Source organism: Hymenobacter volaticus, from assembly GCF_022921055.1.
Lineage (GTDB): Bacteria > Bacteroidota > Bacteroidia > Cytophagales > Hymenobacteraceae > Hymenobacter > Hymenobacter volaticus.
Genome location: NZ_CP095061.1, coordinates 2,657,322 through 2,679,653 on the forward strand (window position 1 = coordinate 2,657,322; position 22,332 = coordinate 2,679,653).

Consider the following 22,332-nt stretch of genomic DNA (forward strand, 5'->3'; position numbering starts at 1 on the left):
CCCTATGAAGTTCTCTTATAAAACCTTTGCCCTGAGCGTAGGGCTTGTGATGGGTTTGTCGGCTTGTGAGAAAGAATTCCTCGACCGCCAATCGCCGAGTATTGTTCTCGAAGACCAGATCTGGAACGACCCGAACCTGATTAACAGTTTGCTGGCCAACTATTATGACCGCCTGCCCTCTCACTCGCAGATTGATGCCGGTTGGGAGCAATACGCAGCCTACGACGAAGCGCTATGGTCCGGTAACGGCAATGGCCCTAATGACTTATTCACCTTTGCTACCAACCGCTGGACCTATTGGGATTATGGCCTGATTCGGGACATCAACCTAGCACTCGACAACCTCGATAAGTTCAGCACGACGCTGTCGGATGAGCAGAAAACACAATTCAAATCAGAATTGCGTTTCCTACGGGCCTACGTATACTTCGAGATGGTGAAGCGGGTAGGTGGCGTACCTATCGTCACCAGCCAGTTGATCTATGACTTCAGCGGCGATGCTTCTCCCCTGCAAAGCCCACGCAACACGGAAGCTGAAGTCTATGATTTCATTGCGAGCGAGCTAGACGCGATAAAAGTATCGCTCGGCAATGACGGTAGCAGCACCCGCGCCAACCGCTACACGGCCATGGCGCTGAAGAGTCGGGCAATGCTGTATGCCGGTTCCATTGCCAAGTACAATGCTTTGTCGGGCCTTAATATTCAAACGGCGGGCGGCGAAGTAGGCATTCCAGCATCAAGGGCAGCAGAGTATTACCAAAAGTCGCTGGATGCTTCCAAGGAAATAATTGCCGGGCCTTATGCCTTGTACAAAACCAATCCTAATCTAGGAGAGAACTTCTTTGACGCGATTACCAAAAAGTCGCCTAACTCGGAAGTGATTCTAGCCAAGGACTTCCTTACGGCCAAAAACCGGCGCCACGGCTTCACCTACGACAACATCCCGCGTGGTATTCGCGAAGACAACCTTTCGTCTTCGATTATCACGCCCATTCTGAACTTGGTGGAGGCGTACGAATACTTGGACGGCACGCCGGGCGAAATCAGAACCCGGAATGCAACTGATACAGATTACATCTACTACGACAACCTGAGTGCTCCGTTTGCCAACAAGGATGCGCGCCTCTACGGCACCGTGATTTATCCGGGCACTACCTTTAAAGGCCAGGAAGTACAGATTCAGGCCGGCGTAAAGGTTTGGAACGCAGCTAACAACTCCTACCAAACCGTTGAAGGCGGCCTATCGAGCGTGTACGGTGGCTCGGCCTTCCCTACCGGCGATGGTAAACTGCTCACGGGTAGCTCAGGCCCGCAGGCCACCCAGGTAGAAGTTTCCAATACCGGCTTCTACCTGCGCAAGTACATTGACCCCGTGCCGAAAACCAGTACTCGCGGTATTCTGAGCGACGTGTGGTGGGTGCGCTTCCGCTTGGGCGAAATATTGCTTAATGCATCCGAAGCAGCCTTCGAGCTGGGCCAGACGAGCGACGCGCTTACTTATGTGAACCGCGTACGGGAGCGGGCTGGTTTCCCTGCCAATAGCCTCACGGCTAGCACCCTAACGCTGGCTCGCCTCCAAAATGAGCGCCGGGTAGAACTGGCCTTTGAAGACCACCGGGTGTGGGACTTGAAGCGGTGGCGCATCGCGCACCAGGTCTGGAACGGCAATGCCAACAACTACAGCGCCGTCGCCTACGTGCTCTTCCCCTACCGCGTGGTACGGCCCGGTAGCCCACTCGATGGCAAGTACGTGTTCGACCGCAAAGTGGCGCCTCGTTTCCGCACGCCGCGCAACTTCCAGGTGCTCAACTACTACTCCTTCATCGACCAAAGCGTCATCAACAACAACCCCAAGATTGTTCGCAATCCTTTCCAATAAGGTCTTCTCATGAAAGCACTATTCAACCTTTTACTGGTCGGCGCCTTCTTGTTGACCGGTTGTGAACTCGACAACGTAGATCCACCTAGCTCCACCCTCAGCGGGCGCGTGGTGTACCAAGACCAGCCCGTGGGCGTGCGTAGCAACGGCGTGCAGTTGGAGCTATGGCAGCGGGGGTACCAACTCTTCACTAAAATTCCGGTGTACGTAGGCCAGGATGGTACTTTTTCCGCTACCCTCTTTGACGGCAATTACAAGCTGGTACGCCTCCGCGACAGTGGCCCTTGGGTGAACAGCACCGATAGCATCGACGTGCAAATAAAAGGCAACACGGTGGTCGATGTGCCAGTGCAGCCCTATTTCGTGGTGAGCAATGCTAGCTTCACGAAGTCGGGCAGCATTGTTAATGCAACGTGCCAGGTGAGCCAAGCCGTAGCTGGCCGCACCATCGAATCCGTCACGCTTTTCTTGAACTCGACGCAGTTTGTAGATACCAACAACAACCTGATCGGTCAGACCAGCAAAACCGGTACGGCCCTGGCCAACCTCTCGCAGCCCCTTGCTTTCTCGTTTACTCTGCCCAACACTGTGCGCAACTTTTGCTACGCCCGCATTGGGGTCAAAACTCAAGGGGTAGTGGAGCTATTTTACTCGCCAGTGCAGAAGATAGAGCTGTAAGGGGCGCCCACGGCTGCTCTAGTTGAACCGCTTCTTTGCCGAACGAAACCTGCCTATAGGAATAGAGCAGGTTTCGTTCGGCAAAGAAGCGGTTTTTCGCTTTTAGGAGTCGGTGTTAGCTCTGGGCCGTGGGGCGAACTACCACTTCTCCCACATCCACATCGGCGGGCTGTTCGAGGGCGAAAGCAATGGCCCGGGCAATGGCTGCCGGCGCAATGCCGATGTTGTCGCGCATGCTCATGATTTGGGCCTTCACCTCTGGATTAGTCATGGATTCGACGAAATCAGTCTGCACCACGCCCGGCGTAATCAAAGTGACCCGCAGCTTGTCACCAGCTTCTTGGCGCAGACCCTCGGCTACGGCTCGTACTGCGAACTTGGTACCAGCATACACGGCCATCGTTGGCACAACTTTGATTCCGGCCGTTGAGGCAACTACCACAAAATGCCCGAACTCTTGTTGGCGAAACACCGGCAGCGCCGCCGCAATGCCATACAGCATGCCCTTGAGGTTGACGTCAACCATTGCTTCCCAATCCTCGACGCGCAGTTCATCGAGCAGCGAAATAGGCCCAATGCCAGCATTGTTGATAAGCACATCCAGCCGGCCGTATTTCTCTCTGGCCAACTCAACTAATTTGGCGACATCGGCCCGCCGCGTAACATCGGTGCTGCTATAGGCGGCTTCTCCTCCGGCCGCCACAATGCGGGTTGCCAGCGCGGCAAGGCGGTCTAGGCGGCGCGCGCCCAACACCACCTTGGCTCCGCGCTCAGCGAGTAGCAGCGCCGTCGCCTCGCCGATGCCGCTGCTGGCGCCCGTAATAGCAATGACCTTGTTTTTCAATCCGTTTTCCATCGTGTTAGCGTTAACTGGTGATAACACAAAGGTCGCGGCAGCGAGTCAGGCATAATTATGCCAATCAATCCATTACTTATGAAAGCACCATCAGTTGTTGGCGGTATTGATGAGGAGGCAAACCGGTTTGTTTTTTAAAGAAAGCGTTGAAGTTCGGGGCATGTCCGAAGCCTAGGCAATAGCCTACTTCAGCAATACTCCAGTTACTGTGCTGCAACAGGGCCTTGGCTTCGTCAATCAGCTTTTCGGTGATGTGCTCGGTGGTGGTTTTGCCTGTAACTTCCCTTAATACCTTGTTTAAGTGATTGGTGTGCACGGCTAACTGCCCGGCAAACTCGTTCGCATTTTTGAGGACGAGGGGTTGCTGCGGGGAGGCCACCGGAAACTGGCGGTCCAACAGGTCCAAAAACAGCGTGCTGAGGCGGGCCGCAGAAGTAGCCGGCAGGTAGCTGGGGGCAAGAGGCGCTATTTTAAGGCCCTCGTGAATAAGGAGTTGCACGTAATTGCGGAGCAAGTCGTACTTGTTGGCGTACGACGTCTGCATTTCTTTTAATAGCTGTTCGAAGAGGGCCTGTAGTTGGTGCACCGACTCCGATGGCGGGAATAGCACGGGCGTACCGCCCACGCGGAACAATGGCGAGTTGGCTACACTCGCGGTTTTAAGCTGTTGCGTGACAAAATTCTCCGTAAATAAGCAAGCAAAACCGGTTTCGCGGCCAGCGGTTCGCTCCCAGGAATAAGGAATCAATGGATTGACGAACACCAAGGCGCAATGCTGAACTGCCACTTGACGGTCGGCATAAGAAAGAATGCCTTGCGCGTTGCACAGCAGCTTTATCTTGAAGAAGTCTCGCCGCACGTGCGGAAACGCCACGGGCGTAGCCACGTCCTCGATCCGGTAAACCGTAAACTGACTGGTATGGGGCCGCCCTCGTCCGTAGCGCTGATAATACTCCGTAAGGCTTTCTCTTGCTTGCATATCGCAAGATATGAAATTCAAATATCGTCTCTACCCCTAACTCCTACGCGAGGGCACTCGACTTGCTAATGGAAACCAGTTAATTTTCCACCGAACCGCGTAATTTTCTCTTTGAGGCACGACCATTGTGCATACTAGCTCGCCTTACACTATCAGAAATTTCAGATGCATTATTTATCCTAGTTATAACTCGGAAAAGACGCGACTTATTGGAGTAGAAGCCGCCTACTGGGCATGACCTTGGCGCACAAGTTGAAGCTTATAGGGCGCTGCTCAAGAACAAAACGGTTGTTGAAAAATCCAGTATGCCTATGCTTAACGTTTATCCTAGTGCGAAATCCTAATCATGGCGCTTCTGTTATCGGCACGTTTACGGCGGAACCTTGAGCATCTGCAAACCATGCGCTTCGAATTGCCCCCGTGCCGGGCGAGTTTCAACTTTCTGATATTTTAGTGGCCACACTAGAGGACTTGCACAGTCTCTACCCGGACCACACCCCGAAGGGTATCGGTATGCACTCCTGCAGCACCTCGCTGTGCTGGATTTACAGCAACAATCGCTGCTGGACTATCCCCATTACTTGAAGGTGCAGGCCAACTGGCAGTTTTTACACAGCGCCCTCACCGCCGCCATCAACTTCGCCGTTACCTATACCGTACCACCGCTACTTTAGCCCGTACCTAGGTATATCGCCCGGGAAAGCCAAAGCACTTGCAGAAGCCTTATTCCCGCGCACGAATCCTTCTTACCTATACTACATGTCTATCTCTCTTCTCAACGGCTTCGGCAAAGTTTACTTGACCATTGAGTACGACGCCATTAACCATTGGGTCCACAATCAGTGGATTGGCTCGCAGACGTACGTTGGCATTATTGCTGGCGCGGATGCCTGCCTGCACCCCTTATCGGAGAATGCCTGCTCTTACCTGCTCAACGACAACCGCCAAGTGATTGGCGGCTGGAACCATGCCGTGGAATGGATTGCATCTGATTGGGCACCGCGGGCCGCGGCGCAAGGCCTCACCCACTTTGCCCAGGTGGTTAGCCCCGAGTCATTAGCCGCTCTCTCTGCCGAAGCGATGCATACTAACATTGGCGACCGTTTGCAAATACGCATGTTCAGCAACATCGACGCAGCCCAGGCCTGGCTGCGCGACGTTCAACGGAAAGCGGCAAATTCGCTTGCTTAAAGCCCTATCTAACTCGTCATGTAGTTACCAAACACCCCTTGCGAATACTAGCCTCGCAGATTAGCTGCTCGGGCAGGAAGTGCTTGGATAGACCGCTAAAATCGCACAACAGGCGGCAGCCTCTTTTATGCAGGTGCAACCTGGTGGCCAGGGTGTTGAAGCAGGCGTACATGGCCTGAACATAGGGAAAAAGCAAACTCTTTTCATTGTCTTTGTGCCTACACCGCTATAGTGCTCCGCTTGCCTTTGAGGCAGCTATGAGATTCAATTCTGCTAAAGAATCGGCACAACCGGGCGCATGATACTAGGGTGTGTTGAAGTCAGAATAAAGGAGGACTTCGCTGAAGCCGTCGCTTGTTTTCAAGCGCCAAGCCTGTAACCCCTTGAAATACAGAGAGCCGGCCAGTTGCTGTATAACAACCGGCCGGCTATCTGTATTTAGGTTTTCTGGAGCGCCTGCGGGCAACGCTGGGCCGGCTGTTCTATCGTATGCCAGCTCAGGGTGGCCACGACTATTATTTCTGCAATTCAGCCACCATTTTCTGGGCTGAACCAAGGCCAGGAGACAACTTAAGGGCTTGCGTGTACTTTTCCAGCGCTTTCTCTTTGTTGCCTTGCCGGTAGTAGGCTTCCCCGAGGCTATCGAAAGCGTTGCCGGAGGTTGGGAACAGTTTGGCATTGTACTCAAATATCATGACAGCATCGGCGGGGCGTTTTTGCCCAAGCAAATAGTACCCTGTTTCGTTGAGAAGTTCTTCTTTATTGAACCCATACAGAGTGGGCGTTTCGTTTTTCACTTTCTCGTATAGCGCCAGCACTTGCTGCCCGTCCATTTTCTCGAAGTCGCGCTGAAAAGTACTGAGAAACGACTTAGTGATTGGCGAATACGGCTTCCCATCCAGCAACGCTTGAATGATCTCAGCTATATCGTGCAGATTGTTTTGTTTGTTGTTGGTTTGCAGCAGGATGGTTGTGCCGGAAGGCGGCGTGCTCACCAGCAAGGCTTGGTAGTTACCCGACGTGCCGTCGTGGACGTGGCTTACAATTCGCCCGCCTTCCATTTTTCCGCCGCCAAGCCCAGTCTGCGAACCCCGCGCGAAAGGCTGCAGCAACTCTTGCGTGGAAGCCGGGCTGATTAGTTTAAAGGAATTGATGCCTTCCGACCAGCGGTAAAAATCGTGTATGTTGAGGGCCGTCCAGCCGGCAAAAGGATAAAAGAGTTCGTCAACTACCCCCTGGTTGTTGTAAGCCCTGGCAACCAGTTTGTCCGCTGCTGTGGGGTCCACAATGCCGCTCTTTATTCCGCAGGGTTTCAGCAGCTTCTTCTGCACAAAGTCGTTGAAAGACATGCCCGTTATTTTCTCAATGATTTGCCGTTGCAGGTATACGTCGTTGAGGTTGTAGACGTACTTGGCACCTGGGGTGAAGTCGAGGGCCGTTATCTGTTTCAGCCGCTGCATATTGTCGGCGTCTCCTTTCACTTCGCGCCAGTTGCTTTGCGGCACGCCGCTGGTGTAGCGCAGCAAGTGCCTGATCTGAACTTGGCCTGCCCAGGCCGGTAGCTCGGGCAAGTAGCGGGAAATGGGGTCCTCGAGGCGCAGCTTGCCTTGTTCCTGGAGCACCATGATACCCACGGCATTAAACTCCTTGGAAATGGACCCGATATGAAAGCGGCAGGCCTCTGTTAAGCGGTTTTCGGGGCGGGCATCGGCCTGCCCCAATGCTTGCTGATAAATGATTTTTCCCTGCTCCGCGACCAGCACATTGCCGTTAAAAACTCCTAGTCGGTGTGCTCTCTTCAGCAGGCTATCCAGTTCAACTGTTTTAGAGTTGGTCTGACCATAACTGAAGTTTACACTAAAAAGCCCGCACAAACAGAGCAGTAAAAGTTGGAAAGCTTTGAGCATAGAAGAACTATAGAAGAGTGGAATGGGTAGGCAGGTGGGTAGTGTCACCTGTTTCAAGTTAAAAACATGGACCTGGCAACAGGAAACGACTGCTAGTCGGTAAGTATTTCAGCAGCGCAGCAATTCGTATTCGCACAGCGCGAAACTGCCCTGCGCAGTAGAGACTAGCGCAGAAAGGTAAAAAGGAATACCTAGAAGTTTGCAGCGACTTCCACGGTTAAAGCACTACGTTTGAAGCAATAAAGCAACAGTAGCTTAAGCACTTTTCAGCACGCGCAGCTAGCAGGCTATAGCCAGAGTTCGGGGTATAAAACTACCGTCCGCGTAGCGCGGTGGGGCTTATACCGAACTTCTTTTTGAAGGCGGCACTAAAGTGCTGCACCGAAGAGTACCCTAGCTCGAAAGCCAATTCGCTGGCCGTTTTTTGGCGTTCCTGCAGCTGCGCTTTCGCATCGGCCAGCCGGTAGTCGCTCAGGTAGCCGAACACAGTTTGGCCGAACAGTTCCTTGAAGCCTTTTTTCAGTTTGAACTCGTTGAGTCCAGCTAGGCGCGCTAATTCGGGCAGGCTAGGTGGCAACGCCAGGTGTTGAACGAGGTAATCGCGGGCAAACAGGAGGCGTTCCTGGTCGTGGTCGGTGCGGGCGTGGCGGCGCGACGCTTGGGCTTGCTCGAAGGCATCGGCCTGCAACACCAGTATTTCCAGCGCCTTGGAGTAGAGAAACAGCTTTTTCAGCGGCCCCACGAAACGGCAGCTTAGCACCTCGCGGATGGCCGTGTGCAGTGGCAGGTTAAGGTGCAAGCCTTGCGGGTTGAGCACTAATTGCTGCCCTTCCAGCACAGCGGCACAAAAGCGGCGCAGCGGCTCGTTGGCGTGCTGCGCCAACGCCAAGAAAGCGGGCTTGGTGAACTGCAGAATAAAGGTTTCCGACTCCAACTCTTCGTGGCGCATGGTTCCCTCGAAACCGTGGGCGTAGGACAGATTGTGTTGGTAGCTTTCCAACTGAACCAGCGTATTGGCCCGCCGGTTTTCAATGATTACCCGACCTCGCAAGTTGAAGTGCAGGTGCACCACATCCAGATCGGCGCGCCACTCGGCCGTAAACGGTTCGTGGTAGTGCCAACGCGCATAAGCCATCCGGATGCCGTCGAAATACCAGTGGGCCAGGTAGCCCTTGCCCACCGGCAAATCTAGCTCACGAGCCTGCTCCACCAAGTCGCTGACTTGGAAGTCGCTGGCTACATAGTCGTTGCCGTGAATGAGGCGCTGGTCGCCGTGGTGACGCACTTCGAGAGGCATAACCAGATAGAGATTTACGGTAAGTTACTTCATCAAGCGCAAGAAAAGCTTGGTTAGCGGGCCGGGCCGGGTAATTCGGGTGTTCTGGAAGGCAGCGAACAACCAGTTTCCGGTTTCCTGCTGAACAGCCACCAGAGTCTGAATGGAATTACGCCCCACCGGCGCCTTTTTTTGCCAGCGCATTCTTACGGCCCCAGTGCTGTGCAGCAGCGCCACGGTAGGCGCCAACAGTTGAAAATCAGTGACTGAACTTCCCACTAACTCCGAGCCGCGCATCAGGCCATCAAACAATTCTTGATGAACCTGCGCAATGGCGGCGCGGCCGCGCAAATGAGTGCCATCGAAGACCACATAATCGGCATTTTCGGTGAAGCTCGCGGCAAATTGCTGGCCGTCGCCGGCTTTCCAGGCGGCGCTTAGCTGATCGAGCAAAAGTTGGATGTGGTGACGGGCACTTTGGGCATGCTGTTCCATCGGCAAGAAGCTACGTGACGCTACAAAGGTCTGACTCAGAGGCGCTGGCTTGTTTATAGAAACCGAAGTTCAACTTATACCAGCCGGATTTTCTTGTCGCTTTTTAACGCACGCTCCGGCTCCTGTACATCTGGCTCCGGATTATGTAAGTGGCACAGCCGGCGCAGCCCTGAGTTTTGCAGCAGCCTTGGCGTTCAGAACCGCCAGACCTTCTTGTTATGCCCGAAACAGAAGTTTTCCAAACCAACGTAACCAACCGCCGCACAGCAGCCGCGCTGTTGCGGTGCTTGCAGGCGCAGTTTCCTACCTGGCACATCACTTTCGACCTCGACGACTGCGACCGGGTATTGCGCGTAGCAAGCCTTGATGGCCCCCTCGACGCGCCCGCTGTGGCAACGGTGCTGCAGGCGCGCGGCTACCGCTGCGTCCCCCTCCCCGACTGATTCACTTCTGTATGTTTTCCTTTAAACACCTACGCCAGCTTATGCAAATCCAAGGTAGTGGCACCCTCGCGGTGCGTAGTCAACCCGTCAGTTCGTTTACTCGCCTGCACCTGAGCGTGCATGGTACCGTCGAGCTGCGCCAAAGTCACGAGGAAAAGGTAGTTATCGAGGCCGACGACAACCTGCTCGAACACGTGAGTGTAACCAATGCCGGCCGCACGCTCTTCGTCAGTACCGAAGACAAGCTGCGCCGGCCCGCGTACTCACATCTGCTGGTGACGGTGTACCTGCGCCAGTTGCAACACCTAGACATTGCCAGCGAAGGCCACGTGACCTGCGCCGCGCCCCTGCTGGCAATAGAGCCGCTAGAAATCAAGATTCGCTCCATTGGCAACACCCAACTTCTTGTCGAAGCCGATACGCTTAAGCTGCACTGTGCTTGCGAAGGCCAGGTATCGGTAGCCGGTACGGCCGGGCAGGTGAAAATCACCAACTTATCAGAAGGCGACCTTGACTGTGGCAACCTAGCTGCTCAGCACCTCACCCTGCGCAATCTGGCCGCCGGCAACGTGCAGCTACGCGCCGAGCAAACCATTCGTATTCAGCACCTCGGGGCGGGCTCTATCCACTACGCCGGCTCTGCCCGGCTGCTCGATGTGCGCCACTACGGCGAAGGAGAAATCAGACACGTCGGCTAAGATTTTATCAGAGCAGATCACACTAATGTAGCCAGCAAAACAGTCTCTCCGACTTGTCTAGGCTATTTTACTGGCTACGAGAGCTGGTGCCAAATTCTAATTCCGTGGGTTCTAAGTGAACCTAAGACTCGACGGAAAAGAGCATCCAACTTATAAAGCAGCTTTGATGGTGCCACCCAGGTGGCTAGCGGCGGCCGTGTCGCCTTTGGCAATGGCCATAGCCAGCTTTGGCGCGTATTGCACCGCTACTTTGGCATTGAAGACGAGGATATTGGGGTCTACTAGGGCGTCGATGACTACTGGACGGTCGGCTTGCAGCGCGAAGTCCAGGGCGGCATCTACTTGGTCGGGGGTTTCGATGCGGACGCCGGCCAGCCCCAGCATCTCGGCGTAGCGGGCGTAATTGAATTCTGGCACGTCCTGCGACTCGGCGAAGCGCGGGTTGCCTTGCATGAGCCGCTGCTCCCAGGTCACAAAGTTTAGGTCGCGGTTATTGAGCACCAAGATGATAAGCTGCGGGTTGCTCCACCGCCGCCAGTACCGCTGAATGGTAAGCAGTTCCTCGTTGCCGTTCATCTGCATGGCTCCGTCGCCCACGCAGGCAATAACGGGCCGCTCCGGGTAAGCAAATTTGGCGGCAATAGCGTAGGGCACCGCGCAGCCCATGGTAGCCAGCGTGCCCGACACCGAGAATTGCATGCCCGCGCGCAAGCGCAAATGCTGCGCCACCCAACTCGAGGCCGAGCCTGAATCGGCGGCCAGAATAAGGTTGTCGGGCAGGCGGGGCGAGAGTTTCTCGAACACCAAGCGCGGATTCACGGGTTCTGCTTCCTGCGCGGCTAACTCGGCTACCTGTTGCCACCAGTCTTGTATGCTTTGCTCGATTTGGGTGCGCCAACTACGATCTTCTTTGCGCTGAAGCAGCGGCAGCAGAGCCCGCAACGTTTCGGCGCTGTCGCCCGAAAGCGGCACTTCCATGGGGTAGCGCAAGCTGAGCATACTGGCCTCCAAGTCTATCTGCACGCCGCGGGCTTTTCCTTCCTTAGGCAAAAACTCAGCGTAAGGAAATCCTGACCCCACCATCAGCAGCGTGTCGCACTCGCTCATCATCTGGTGCGAAGCGTCGGTGCCAAACAAACCGATGGCGCCCGTCACGTACGGCAAGTCGTCGGGCAGCACGGCTTTGCCTAGAAAGGCCTTGGCAATACCGGCGCCCAGTATTTCCGCTACTTGCTGCACTTCCTCGGCCGCGAACCGGGCGCCCGCGCCAATAAGCATGGCCACCTTGTGGCCGGCGTTTAGTACGTCGGCGGCGCGCTGCAACTCGGTGTCCTGCGGCAATACCCGCGGAGCCACGTAGCCAATGCCAGAGTGAATGGTTTGGTGCTCGTGCTTGGGGTCTTGGTAGGTTTCCTCCTGCAAATCGTTGGGCATGATAACGCACGTAACGGTGCGCTCGGCTTTGGCAATCCGGACGGCGCGGTCGATGAGGTGGCGCACTTGGCTGGCATCGGAGGCCTGCTGCACGTAGGCACTGGCCACGTCTTTAAACAAGGACAGCAAGTCCACTTCCTGCTGGTCGCTGCCCCCGAGCGAGGTGCGCGCTTTCTGCCCGATGATGGCCACTACGGGCTGGTGGTCGAGCTTGGCATCGTAGAGCCCGTTGAGCAAGTGGATAGCGCCGGGTCCGGAAGTAGCCAGACAAACCCCTACTTCGCCGGTGAATTTGGCGTGGGCGCAGGCCATGAGCGCGGCCATCTCCTCATGGCGCACCTGCACGAACGACATGGTATCCTCGGCCTTGCTGAGGGCGCCCATAATGGCGTTGATACCATCGCCGGGGTAGCCAAAAATGCGCTTGATGCCCCAATCAGACAGGCGTTGAATCAGAAATTCGCTTACGAGCTGCGACATGAGAATGAAAGTCAGATAATGGAAAGTAGCTACTCGGTCGGGTGCCCCACTGGTCGCCTCACGGACTTGACAGGTGGTTTTTGATGGAACCAGACACTGAATACGAGTAGACACCAGCGGGCGCCACTCAAAGAATGTCTTTCTATGACGTAGCGGAAGCGCGCTTCGTTGTGCATCCTCATGTTGGGAGCAGTGCAACTGCTTTGCATCCGGTAGAGCTTCCTTTCGGGCAGAATCTAGGGCACAAGGCGCAATTCAAGCATTTGCGAGGCCCGCCGCTACGGTATTTTCTAACGAAAAAAATGAACTCACAACCGTAGCCTACAGGGCATCAGTCTCGCGTAGCTTTCGACTACTTGCTTGCTTAAAGGGGCATGGTAATGTCATGAATCCTAGTAAATTACATCTACTACACCCGAACTTCCTTCCAACTCCTATGAAACAAGCTCTCCGCCCCTGGCGCTGGCTGCTGCTGGTGCTGTTTGTATGCTGCCTCAACAGTTGCCACGACGATGACGACTCGAACCCCGGCCCCGTAGTTTATAGCGGCCAGCAGCTCTTTGTTTCAGCCAACCAAGTTGTTACGCTGTCTAAGGTTCAACTGCAAGCTTTGGCAACTTTAGCGGGCTATGGCGCCTTCGCTCCGCAGCTGAAGTACGACGTCACTTTCTACAAATTCCTTTACAAGACCACTTATCAGGGGCAGTTACTGCAAGTATCGGGCATGTTGGCTGTTCCACTCAACACGCCTACCCCACCGGCCCTGCTCAGCGCCCAGCACGGCACCATGTTCCGGTACGCCGATGCGCCATCCAACTTTCCAACCAGCTTCACTGGCTTCGAGTTGTTTGCCTCGGCTGGCTTTGTTACCGTCATTCCAGACTACATCGGCCTGGGTGCCTCACAGCAGGTAGTGCAAGCTTTCTACGACAAGTCCACTTCGGCCACGACGGTGGTAGATATGATCAAGGCGGCGCAGTACTACCTTCAGCAACAGCAAGTTCCCCTGAATCCGCGGCTGTTTCTGGTGGGCTATTCCGAAGGGGGCTACGTGACTATGGCTGCCCAGCAGGAAATCGAAACCCGGCCCGAGCACAATCTCACGTTGACGGCCGCCGCGGAAGGTGCCGGTGGCTACGATCTAACGGGCATGCTCACCGGTATTGCCTCGGCACCGAATTATGCCAACCCGTCGTTTCTGGCCCTATTTCTTAATTCCTATAATACCACCTACACCTGGAACCGTCCGCTCTCGGACTTTTTTCAGGCGCCCTATGCGGCCAAGCTTCCAGCCTTACTCGATGGCAGCAAGACCCGAGAGGAAATCAACGCCGAGCTTACTACCAGCCCCGCCGCGTTGTTTAACCCTACTTTCTACGCCAGCCTAAGCAACCCAAGCGGCGAGCCAGTGCTCAAGCAGCAACTAACCGCAAACAGCTTTCTGGATTGGGTACCCAAGAGCCCTACGCGACTCTACCACGGCACCAACGACGAGAGTGTTTTCTACCAAACTTCGGAAACTACCTTCGCGCGCTTTCAAGCTGCGGGCGCAACCAACGTTGAATTTTTCCCAATTCCTGGTGGCATGCACCAAACCAGCATCGGCCCCATGATGGCTAATGCCCTACCCTGGCTGCAGTCCTTGGATAAGTGAAGTGCGCCAAGCTAGCCGCGCCTCAGTTCCTGCTTGCGTAAGCAACGATTAGAACCCAATGGAATTGCCACCATCGACGGGCAGCAAAGCCCCCGTGATGTACAGGGCCGCCTCCGAGGCCAGCACCTTGACCATGCCCTCCACCGCCGACTTGGAAGCGGCATAGGCCACCACCCGGTCGATGCCGTAGTAGGCCGCCATCGAGGAGATCATCAGGATCACGCCCCGGCGCCGCGCCACTATGCCCGGGCGCAGGCGCGGGTCAGGGCGAAGACGGCGTGCAGGTTGGTGTGCAGGATGCGGCTGAACTCGGCATCGGTCACCTCCAAAGCCGGCTTTTTCAGGTTCACCCCCGCGTTGTTGACCAAAATGTCCAGCGGCCCGTACGTGTCCTCGATGTGCGCGACTAGCGCTTCCAGCGAAGTTAAATCATTGATGTCGTTCATCACATAGTGAGATGACGCACCCAATTCTGCTACCGCTTGCTCCAGCACCTCTTGGCGCCGCCCAGTGATGACAACGGTAGCACCCGCCTGAACCATGTACCGCGCCGTGGCCAATCCTATGCCAGTACCTCCGCCCGTGACAAGGGCTAGTTGGCCAGTCAAGGAATAAGGAGCCGGTATCGACTGCCGGCTTGGTTGAGAAGGCGTCGAAAGTGGTTCCTTGGGATGATTTGGCATGTGAATACTGAAAACAAGTGGTTGCCGTACCTAGCGAATCGCGCTAGTTCACCTGGTTGCAGACAGCACGAGTTGCGTGGCGGATAGCTGTTTAAGCAACAAGAATGACGTTCTAAAGACCTTCACACGAGCTTAGCTGCCACATTCCTACCTCTTTAGAAGGGCTGCTGAGTTTAAGTCAACTCACTGAAATTATACTGCTTCAGTTGACAGACCATTCCCGCATAGGCTATGACTACTGGCCGCTTGCTTAGTGATTTTGGCCTGCTTACGAGCTATTGCTTTTTCGTTTCCGGGATGGTGCCATATGCTTGCTGCAAGCCCCCGAGATTGATGGTAATTCTATCCAACGTAACCCCAGGGTCAATCAAGTAAAGCTTGAGCGTATGCCGCCCGGGGGTGATAAGCGGCTCCTTCACTTTACGCTGCGCATTGTTGCGCAGCACGTTTTGCTTCCACTCTTCCGAACGGCCCACAGTTTTGAAATCCACGATTTTGATGGGGCCATTATCCAGGGCGATACCGTAACGCAGGCGGGTAAGGCGCGTAATTTCGTGCGTAGGCAAAGTAAAAACCGTTACTTCCGGTGCCGCCGCCGTGAGCATGTAGAAGTCGTACTCCACCACGGGGGCCGACTGCTGAACATTGGCTGTATCAGTGAGCGGCACGGCCTGCAACGGCTGGGCTTGCACTGCTTTTCCCGTAGAGCCTAGGTCGGCAACGGGCGCCCACGAACTAGCCGGCTTATCGGTTTTGCGGCTGTAGTTGCCCGCAAACATCGACACGTAGCCGTTGCTTTCTACAAACCCTTCATATGCCTGCAATTCCGCGCTCATGGCCGGCGCCGCATGCACTGTAACTTGTAGGGTTTTGCCCGCGCCTTTAAAGGTAATCTTACCAACTAGGCCGCCGCGTTTAGGCGCTTTGCTCCAGTCAATGCCGACTTGTAGGCGTTGCTCTTTCTGGCCCATTGCCGACGTTAGGCGCCCCTTTTTCGCGGAAATCACCAGCCACTTCGCCGAGGTTTTGGCCTGCCACGCCACTGCTTGACGGCCACTCAGAAATACGTCAACAAAATAAGTTTGTGGGCCCCAGGGGTAAAACGTGGGCAAGGCCACAGCCCGCTTGATCTTGAATGGGTTTAGCTGAGTTGAATCCGGTACACCGAGCCCTTCGGGTGCTAAACCCCACACTTGCGTGGTGTCCACTCGCATCGGGGTGGCAGCTGGGGCTTGGTAAACGGGCAGGTCGCGGGGCTTCATCGACATCATGCCTCGCCACTTGCCGCCGGCTAGCTGCTGGTTGTAGTACTCGGTTTCCTGCTCGATGCGGACGTAGGCTTGCCGCGCCAGGTCGGCGTAGTCGGTGGCGCTGGCCCGGTTTTGTTGGGCGTACCAGTAGCTTTTGTCTTGGTAGAGAAACTTCTGATTCATCAAGGACGCCCCCACCACTGGGTAGTAAACCAGTTCGAAAAAAGCATCGGCCCGTGCCGGACTGATCAGGGGGCGCAGTTGTTGGACTTGCTGCTCGAGGGCGGCATAGCGGTCGAGCCGGCGCTGGGCTTCGTCGCCATAATAGAAGTGGTTGTAGTCGGTGCGGCGAGTTTCGGTGGTGGGTTCGGTCTGGCTCCAGCCCATAAACTCGGGGCGTCGTTCGAAGGCTAGGTCGTAGTATTTCCACAAAATATCCCGGATAGCGGCGGCGTGCTCTTTCCCGAAAATCTGCGCTGTCCACTGCTCTAAGTGCTGCGGCACGTATTGGCTTTGCTGGAAAGGCGGCGCGTGGTAAGCCATATCCAGAAACAGCTGAATGTTGTACTCCAGCGGCTTGATGTCGCCCACGTTCATCACCCACAGCTTGTCGGTCTTTAGCGCGTAAGCTTTCATCATCTCCTCTCGAATCAGGGCCGGGTGCGTGGAGCCGAGCCAGAGGTAATCGTGGGGGCGGCCCCAATACGAGGCGTGGTAGTACACGCCCGTGCCGCCGGGCCGGCGCTGCTCCTCGGCGGTGCTTAAGCGACTGATATAGCCATAGTTGTCGTCGGGCCAGGCCAGGATGACGTCGTCGGGTAACTTCAGGCCGGCGTCGTACACGTCGAGCACTTCTTTGTAGGCCGTAAACACCTGCGGCACGCGGGTCACGTCGGGGGCTACGTGCCGCCGCAGGATGTCGCGCTGGTCGGTGAGCACGCGACCTAGCATCTGAGCTGCTTCTTGGGGTGTTTTTGCTCCTTCCATGCCGCTGTCGTGCACGCCGCGCATGCCCAAGGAGTACATGGCTTCCAACTTGCCGGCTTGTTTGGCGCGCTGGTCCCAATAAGAATAGACGGCCGGTTGGTTGCGGAAGTAATCGAACGGACCCATCGTGGGCTCCTGCCACTCGTCCACGTTGTTGCGCAGCATGGGCTCGGCGTGGGACGTACCCACCAGAATGGCGTAGCGGTCGGCCATTTTCGGGTTGCCAGGGTAATGGAAGAAGGCCTTGGTGCTTGGGTGCATGGCGGGCCAGATTAGGTTGGCCTTCAGCCGCAAGAGCAACTCGAAGATGCGGGCGTAGGTGTTGGGTCCGATGTCCTTCACCTCCTGATCAAGGTTTTGGGCGGCCCAGGGTTGCAGGCCCCAATCTTCGTCGTTGAGGAAGAGGCCGCGGTATTTCACCGACGGAGTTTGCGCTACATAATTGCCGGCGCTTAGGTACAAGTTGGGCTGGGGCAGCGGCGTCACGTCGGCCCACCAGGACCAGGGCGAAACCCCCAGTCGGCGCGACAACTCGAACACGCCAAAGGCGGTACCGCGTCGGTCGCTGCCAGCCACCACCAGCGCTTTGCCGGCTTTGCCAAACGGCTTATCCACGACGCTGATGCTAAACGTTTCCCACTGGCCCTTGAGGTTGGCTAGCTGGCTGGCACCGCCGGCGGCCAGCTGATCAATCCGCTTGGAATGGCCGAGCGTACCCACCACCACCGAATAGGAGGCTAACGGCTCGGTTGCCCCGCGTAAGGCCGGCGTGGTTCCGGTAATACTGTGGATGTCTTTAACCAAGGCTTCGGCCGCTACGCGCACCACTTCCGCATCTTGCGCATCCACGTACACTGCGGCCGCCTGACGGTTGTGCACCAACGGAAACGCCTCGGGGCTATTTGCTACCAGCGTCAGCGCCTTTTCGGCGGGCTGCTGGGCCAGGGAGGGATACTGAGCCTGAAGGAGCAGCAAGAAAAGCAGGAAGGTTATGCAGTTTTTCATCAAGCAACAGGCCACAGCCTAGAAAGCAACAGGTAAGAAAATCAGGGCTCTTCGTAGGAAGTACAGACTCTGAAGCTGCTAGAGCAGAAAACCCAAACCTAGGTTTCACTCACTGCCCACGGCGGGCTGCGCACGGGGGCTAGTAGCCGTAGCCCCTGCACTAGCTACTACAATAAAGACCACTGCCAACCATTGACCAAGCGTTAGTTGCTCACCCAGCAGCGCCCAGCCCGACAATGCAGCCACCACCGGCTCCAGGCTCATCAAGATGCTGAAGGTGCGCGTGGGCATAGTTCGGAGCGCCTGCATCTCCAGCGAGAAAGGCAAAATACTTGAGAATAGCGCCAACAACGCGCCTAGCAGCAGCAGGTGCGGAGTTAGGGCCGATAAGCTCCCGCTAGCCACACCGAAAGGCAGCACCGGCAGGGTCGCGAACAGCATGCCCACCGTGACGGCCACTGGGCCCGGTAGCAAGGCCGCCGTTCGCTGGCTCAGCACGATGTACCCAGCCCAGCAGCCACCGGCTGCCAAGGCAAAGCCAAGACCGAGCAGGTCGATGTTGTGGCCGCTCCAGGGTGCCAGCAGCGCAATGCCCGCTCCAGCCAGCGCCACCCACACCACGTCGATCAGGCGGCGCGAACCAGTCAGCGCCAAACCCAGTGGCCCGACAAACTCCAGCGTCACGGCTACGCCGAGCGGTATGCGGGCCAAGGCGCAATAGAAGAGGAAATTCATAGCGCCTAGCGCTAGGCCGTAGGGCACCACCGCCCGCCATTGCGCGGGTTGCAGTTGGCTGAACCGAGGCCGCACAACCGCCAGCAGCACCAGCGCCGAAAGGCCGATCCGGATGCTGGTGGTGCCTGCGGCCCCAAGCACGGGAAACAACCCTTTGGCAATGGCAGCCCCACCTTGTACACTAATGATGGCGAGAAGCACGGCAGGCACCGCGGGCAAAGTAAAGCGCGAAGAATCTGGCATAACAAGTAGACGGCCATCGTGCGTTCGACGGCAGTGACAGCCGCAAACTTCGACAAGTATCGAGTAGTATTACCAGTATAGATCAACTTATTCGCCTGCACAAGCATGCGTAGGCTGGTGTCTATCGTAGTTTTCTAGTGGTGATAGAGCGTACGAGCGACGGGCCAACTACCCCTATTCACTAGCCAACGCATGGCTTGCAAACACCTAAGAAGCTGCAAAGGCCTGTAGAACACACGAGAAGAAGAATTTTCTGAAACGCACCGAGGTGTCCGCTCCTAAAATTGTTAAGCACTATCTTGAAATAGCTTAATTTAAAACACCAGCATACAAAGTTGATCGTTACCTTGTCAAACGATGTCGCTACCAGATTCCCTTATTCCGCCAGACGATTCGCAACGCTTGGAGGCGTTGGCGCCCTATCTGGTACTCGGCAATGCCCCGGATGCGGTATTCGACGAACTTGTACGGCTGACGGCTAAGCTCTTCAACGTACCGATTGCCTTGGTCTCCTTGGTGGAGGAAGGCAGCGTGTGGTTTAAGGCCAATTTTGGCCTGGCGGGTGCCGAGCGGGTTGCCCGCAACGAAAGCATGTGCTCGGTGGCCATTTTGCAGCAAGAAACCACCGTGTACGCCGACTTAGAGCGCGAACCTTGTCAACTGACCGAGCCGGGCGTTGTCGAAGCCTTGCAGCTGCGCTTCTACGCGGGGCACCCCTTGCGCACTTCCACGGGGCAGGCCATTGGTTCGTTGTGCGTAATCGACCGGCAGCCGCGCGTACTTTCGGCCACGGAAATAACCCGTTTGCAGGCCTTGGCGGGCGTGGTAATGCGCATGCTCGACCTGCGCCTAGCCCTGCGCCAACAAGAGTTGCCGAGTAGTGGCCTGTGGTTGCAGCTGTATCGCCACTTAGATTTGTCGCTCAATCGGCTCGATACGCTGTCGGAATTGGCTCGATGGGAAGAATCGCCGGATACCCCGGCTGCAATACAATATCAGCAGTCGCTGGACGAGGAAGCGGAACTCGTGACGAAGGCCCTGGACCACCAAATCAACGCCGCTTTAGCGGCGCTGGGCAAGTAGCGCCGCCTAACCCTTAAAACGCACAACGTTCAGCTACGGGTAGGTTCGGTACGAGGGCTGAAAATCAGCCAGCCAATTATGAGTGGCAATGACACTGTGCAAGTGCAGTTCACCGTCACCAACACCGATAAACGCGCCGGTGAGGTGCTCGCTTGGCTATTGTTACTTGTTTGTTTGCCCCGCAGTGAACTATGTCTCATAAGCGAGTGGGCAGCAAGAAGGCTGCCCACTTCACTGCTACACCGATGCTAATCCGTCCTAGTGGCAAGGCATGCTGCACGGCGCCTGATGCTGATGGCACTGTTCAACTACCGCTCACGGCGCAGTCTCGTAGCGGCGGCCTATGCGCTGTCGAAGCCCCTGGCGCCGGCCCTGACCGCCTGGCCGGCTCATGCTTCGAGTGGCAAGTGGTGGTAGCTAAGTCTGTCTAGTTTATATTGCGCTACTTACTCTTCAGTAGCTGAACAGTAACATCCACCTCGGAATAAGGATAGACCAAGAGCACATTGCACATTTCTGGTAAGCAGAACATAAGCCGGAGTACTATTCCAGCAAAAGGCAGAAATTATTCTGCGAATTGAAGTAGTAATGCCGGTTGGTGCGAGAGAATTTTTATATTTCACCGCAAACTTACATCCTTCACCACAATGCTAGCAGCCAAACAATCACAAGTAGACGACGAGCCACGCGACAAGCAACAGCTAGACGACTCCGATGACTTCGATGAGGACGTTGAAGATGATGCTACAGATGATATCGACGACGAGGACGATATTGATGATATCGATGACATCGATGACGACGAAGACATCAAAGGTTTAGGAGATGATGCGCTCTACCTCGATGACGACGATGACGATGATGATCTTTAATAAACTTCAAAAAAAAGGCCCTGGCTTCGCCAGGGCCTTTTTTAATCACCTGTTTCACGCCCTTATGCTTGCGGCTGGCATACGTATTCTAAAATGGATTCCAACTGTCGGCTCTGCTGCATAGGGTTGTAGAACTGACGCACGTGGGCGGCGGCCCGCTCGGCTAGCAACAGTGACTGCGCTGGAGCCGACAGCGTAACAAACAGTTGCTTGGCGCAGGTAGCAACGTCGTGCGGGGGAAAAAGGCGAGCCGTATGGCCATGGAGCAGTAGGTCGGCGGCATCGGCCGTGTGGGCACTGACCAGCGGACAGCCCGAGGCCATGGCTTCGAGCACCGCCAGGCAGGTGGCATCCTGCGAGCTAGGAAGTAGCAGCACGTCTAAGGGCAGTAAAGCAGAAAGGGCGTGGCCGCGTGGTGCAAGGGCGCAGGTGCACCCGATGACTTAGGTGCAGTTGCTGAGTTAACTCCTGCAGGGCAGCCCACCGAACGGGGTCGGGCGGCGTTGCCGGACTGCTCAATACCACCAGTTCAGCATCTGAGTTGTGTTCCTGCTGCAGGCGGTACAACACTTCCAGCGCAAACGCCGGACCATCTCCGCCATGGTCGAGCACCCCAATAAGCTGAGCAGCGGCCGGCAACTTCAGCAAGGAGCGACCTTGCCGGCGGGCATTGCCATCGTCATTGGTGAAATAGGATAGCAGCGTCGCCGGGGGCACTACCCACAGCTGCCGGCTACTGAGGGTGGTGTGGGTGAGCATCTGCTGCCCACTGCGGGCAAGCGGCGACAGCCAAGCATCAACGGCCTTTAGTTGCCAGTTCAGCCACCATCGGCGTGGCCAGCTACGGGAACAAATTGACTCGAACTGCCGATGTATCAGCAACAGCTTGCTTGGCGGCCAGCGTTTTATTAAACCAGCGAATCCTAGGTCAGCTAGCCGAGTAGTAAGCAACAGTTCAATTGCTTGCTGCCGGAGCCAGCGGCCAAGGTGAACAGCAGTCCATAGCTTAGCCGGGAAGGCAACTTCGGGATAGGCAAGGCACGGAATTCCTTGTGCTTGGGCTTGTTGGTGCAGCACCGAACCGTCGCGTACTATCAGCGTAAGAACTCGGCCCTTTTCGTGCAGTTGAATGGCCAGCCACAAAGTTTGCTGTTCCGGGCCTTGCCAATCCTGCGAAAAGCAGAGGATAGCAAGGGCCCCTTTACCAGCTGGCGCATCCTCCATAAGCGCCAGCATTTCTGGCGTAGAATAAGGAACCATAGAAAAAAGGGTTAAGGACCAGGAGTTTAAACCTAGTGCCCGTTAGCCCTTTGCCCGCCTTCACTAGACGACGGGACCTATTACCTCGACGACAACGGCTTATTGGCCTACGACTGCCCCTATCTCAACCGTTTCTATCTGCCGCTAATTGCCAGATTATTTCTCTCGCAACTGTAGTTGTTGTAGCGCCACTTTGCTGCGCAACGGGTAGGTGTTTCGTCGTAGGAAGGCATAAGTTTCAACT

At 55.9% G+C, this 22,332-nt stretch carries 20 protein-coding genes and 1 pseudogene; 10 read left to right on the forward strand and 11 right to left on the reverse strand.

All coding sequences use genetic code 11. The annotated features are described in order from the left end of the window. The first annotated feature begins 4 nt into the window (after nucleotides 1–4). Nucleotides 5–1,879, forward strand: a complete 1,875-nt coding sequence (locus MUN86_RS11585; RefSeq protein WP_245117875.1) for a RagB/SusD family nutrient uptake outer membrane protein — start codon at nucleotides 5–7, stop codon at nucleotides 1,877–1,879. 9 nt (nucleotides 1,880–1,888) lie between these two features. Continuing rightward, nucleotides 1,889–2,557 carry a DUF3823 domain-containing protein gene (locus MUN86_RS11590; protein ID WP_245117878.1) on the forward strand — a complete coding sequence of 223 codons (669 nt, stop codon included), beginning with the start codon at nucleotides 1,889–1,891 and terminating at the stop codon, nucleotides 2,555–2,557. A 115-nt stretch (nucleotides 2,558–2,672) separates the two neighbouring features. Here MUN86_RS11590 and MUN86_RS11595 read toward each other — a convergent pair whose 3' ends face one another. Beyond that, nucleotides 2,673–3,413 (reverse strand): SDR family oxidoreductase, encoded by a 741-nt coding sequence (locus tag MUN86_RS11595; protein ID WP_245117880.1) that lies wholly within the window; start codon nucleotides 3,411–3,413, stop codon nucleotides 2,673–2,675. A gap of 76 nt (nucleotides 3,414–3,489) precedes the next feature. After that, complete coding sequence (locus tag MUN86_RS11600) at nucleotides 3,490–4,392, reverse strand: helix-turn-helix domain-containing protein (RefSeq protein ID WP_245117882.1); 903 nt, start codon at nucleotides 4,390–4,392, stop codon at nucleotides 3,490–3,492. Between the two features lie 536 nt (nucleotides 4,393–4,928). On the opposite strand from MUN86_RS11600, the gene MUN86_RS11605 reads away from it, so the two are divergent. Both MUN86_RS11605 and MUN86_RS11610 read left to right on the forward strand, forming a co-directional pair. Beyond that, nucleotides 4,929–5,066 (forward strand): hypothetical protein, encoded by a 138-nt coding sequence (locus tag MUN86_RS11605; protein WP_245117883.1) that lies wholly within the window; start codon nucleotides 4,929–4,931, stop codon nucleotides 5,064–5,066. Nucleotides 5,067–5,151: 85 nt separating this feature from the next. Then, nucleotides 5,152–5,583, forward strand: a complete 432-nt coding sequence (locus tag MUN86_RS11610; protein WP_245117885.1) for an STAS/SEC14 domain-containing protein — start codon at nucleotides 5,152–5,154, stop codon at nucleotides 5,581–5,583. A 515-nt stretch (nucleotides 5,584–6,098) separates the two neighbouring features. On the opposite strand, the gene MUN86_RS11615 is transcribed toward MUN86_RS11610, so the two are convergent. The 3 genes from MUN86_RS11615 to MUN86_RS11625 form a co-directional block, all read right to left on the reverse strand. Beyond that, entirely contained in the window at nucleotides 6,099–7,490 is a 1,392-nt protein-coding gene (locus MUN86_RS11615) for a serine hydrolase (protein WP_245117887.1), read from the reverse strand. A 313-nt stretch (nucleotides 7,491–7,803) separates the two neighbouring features. Then, nucleotides 7,804–8,787 (reverse strand): helix-turn-helix transcriptional regulator, encoded by a 984-nt coding sequence (locus MUN86_RS11620; RefSeq protein WP_245117889.1) that lies wholly within the window; start codon nucleotides 8,785–8,787, stop codon nucleotides 7,804–7,806. A 24-nt stretch (nucleotides 8,788–8,811) separates the two neighbouring features. Continuing rightward, the gene (locus MUN86_RS11625) at nucleotides 8,812–9,261 is read right to left on the reverse strand and encodes an SgcJ/EcaC family oxidoreductase (RefSeq protein ID WP_245117891.1); all 450 of its coding nucleotides are present in this window, start codon (nucleotides 9,259–9,261) and stop codon (nucleotides 8,812–8,814) included. Nucleotides 9,262–9,479: 218 nt separating this feature from the next. Between MUN86_RS11625 and MUN86_RS11630 the strand changes: the two genes are divergently transcribed. Together MUN86_RS11630 and MUN86_RS11635 are read left to right on the forward strand one after the other, a co-directional pair. After that, on the forward strand, nucleotides 9,480–9,704 hold the full coding sequence (locus tag MUN86_RS11630) for a hypothetical protein (protein WP_245117892.1): 225 nt from the start codon (nucleotides 9,480–9,482) through the stop codon (nucleotides 9,702–9,704). 11 nt (nucleotides 9,705–9,715) lie between these two features. After that, nucleotides 9,716–10,402 carry a head GIN domain-containing protein gene (locus MUN86_RS11635; RefSeq protein WP_245117894.1) on the forward strand — a complete coding sequence of 229 codons (687 nt, stop codon included), beginning with the start codon at nucleotides 9,716–9,718 and terminating at the stop codon, nucleotides 10,400–10,402. Nucleotides 10,403–10,552: 150 nt separating this feature from the next. Here the strand turns inward: MUN86_RS11635 and MUN86_RS11640 are convergent, their stop codons facing one another. Beyond that, on the reverse strand, nucleotides 10,553–12,316 hold the full coding sequence (locus MUN86_RS11640; RefSeq protein ID WP_245117896.1) for a thiamine pyrophosphate-requiring protein: 1,764 nt from the start codon (nucleotides 12,314–12,316) through the stop codon (nucleotides 10,553–10,555). A 436-nt stretch (nucleotides 12,317–12,752) separates the two neighbouring features. Between MUN86_RS11640 and MUN86_RS11645 the strand changes: the two genes are divergently transcribed. Then, a complete protein-coding gene (locus tag MUN86_RS11645) occupies nucleotides 12,753–13,970 on the forward strand; it encodes an alpha/beta fold hydrolase (RefSeq protein WP_245117898.1) in 1,218 nt (405 codons plus the stop codon). 48 nt (nucleotides 13,971–14,018) lie between these two features. Here MUN86_RS11645 and MUN86_RS11650 read toward each other — a convergent pair. From MUN86_RS11650 to MUN86_RS11660, 3 genes and pseudogenes are all read right to left on the reverse strand, one after another. Continuing rightward, nucleotides 14,019–14,653 (reverse strand): annotated as a pseudogene (locus tag MUN86_RS11650) (SDR family NAD(P)-dependent oxidoreductase). A 275-nt stretch (nucleotides 14,654–14,928) separates the two neighbouring features. Beyond that, nucleotides 14,929–17,865, reverse strand: coding sequence for a glycosyl hydrolase 115 family protein (locus tag MUN86_RS11655; protein ID WP_245117900.1), 2,937 nt, complete (start codon nucleotides 17,863–17,865; stop codon nucleotides 14,929–14,931). A 135-nt stretch (nucleotides 17,866–18,000) separates the two neighbouring features. After that, nucleotides 18,001–18,873 carry an EamA family transporter gene (locus MUN86_RS11660; protein ID WP_245117902.1) on the reverse strand — a complete coding sequence of 291 codons (873 nt, stop codon included), beginning with the start codon at nucleotides 18,871–18,873 and terminating at the stop codon, nucleotides 18,001–18,003. Nucleotides 18,874–19,230: 357 nt separating this feature from the next. Between MUN86_RS11660 and MUN86_RS11665 the strand changes: the two genes are divergently transcribed. The 3 genes from MUN86_RS11665 to MUN86_RS11675 all read left to right on the forward strand — a co-directional run bounded on the left by MUN86_RS11665 (nucleotide 19,231) and on the right by MUN86_RS11675 (nucleotide 20,828). Then, nucleotides 19,231–19,956 (forward strand): GAF domain-containing protein, encoded by a 726-nt coding sequence (locus MUN86_RS11665; RefSeq protein ID WP_245117904.1) that lies wholly within the window; start codon nucleotides 19,231–19,233, stop codon nucleotides 19,954–19,956. Nucleotides 19,957–20,147: 191 nt separating this feature from the next. Continuing rightward, the gene (locus tag MUN86_RS11670) at nucleotides 20,148–20,387 is read left to right on the forward strand and encodes a hypothetical protein (protein WP_245117906.1); all 240 of its coding nucleotides are present in this window, start codon (nucleotides 20,148–20,150) and stop codon (nucleotides 20,385–20,387) included. A gap of 216 nt (nucleotides 20,388–20,603) precedes the next feature. After that, complete coding sequence (locus MUN86_RS11675; RefSeq protein ID WP_245117907.1) at nucleotides 20,604–20,828, forward strand: hypothetical protein; 225 nt, start codon at nucleotides 20,604–20,606, stop codon at nucleotides 20,826–20,828. A gap of 62 nt (nucleotides 20,829–20,890) precedes the next feature. Here MUN86_RS11675 and MUN86_RS11680 read toward each other — a convergent pair whose 3' ends face one another. Together MUN86_RS11680 and MUN86_RS11685 are read right to left on the reverse strand one after the other, a co-directional pair. Then, nucleotides 20,891–21,205: a glycosyltransferase gene (locus MUN86_RS11680; protein WP_245117909.1), complete on the reverse strand. Its 315-nt coding sequence runs from the start codon at nucleotides 21,203–21,205 to the stop codon at nucleotides 20,891–20,893. After that, nucleotides 21,189–22,088 carry a hypothetical protein gene (locus MUN86_RS11685; protein WP_245117911.1) on the reverse strand — a complete coding sequence of 300 codons (900 nt, stop codon included), beginning with the start codon at nucleotides 22,086–22,088 and terminating at the stop codon, nucleotides 21,189–21,191. The genes MUN86_RS11680 and MUN86_RS11685 overlap by 17 nt, the downstream gene beginning before the upstream one ends. Nucleotides 22,089–22,332 lie beyond the last annotated feature (244 nt).